We start from the raw sequence: 301 nt of genomic DNA, 5'->3' as shown, positions 1-301 counted from the left end.
AAAGCTGCAGGATTAGAAGCTGACAATCCTAGTGACCTACCAGAAAAAGAATTTGGAAATACTAGAAAAGAAGCAAAGCGCATTCTTGTTCCAGCATTAGGTGAAGATAGTGGTGGTAGAATATTTGAGTTTAAAAACAAAGAAGATCTTGAAAAAGCTAAGAAATACTATGATGATTTAGGTAATGGTAATCAGATGCTATTCTCTCATACTTACGCAAAAGATAACTTCCTTATACAAATGAATGGTGATATGGAAGATGCCCAATTTAACAAATATAAAGAAGTTATGGACAAAGTAA

1 protein-coding gene is annotated in these 301 nt (G+C 32.9%); it reads left to right on the top strand.

Annotation, left to right across the window (positions count from 1 at the left end; all coding sequences use genetic code 11):
* The coding region (locus JDS92_RS30215; protein ID WP_199633053.1) for a stress protein at nucleotides 1-301 on the top strand (301 nt) is incomplete at both ends.

This window comes from Bacillus cereus group sp. N12 (genome assembly GCF_016483575.1).
Taxonomy (GTDB): domain Bacteria; phylum Bacillota; class Bacilli; order Bacillales; family Bacillaceae_G; genus Bacillus_A; species Bacillus_A toyonensis.
This window is presented reverse-complemented; position numbering and strand designations above follow the sequence as displayed.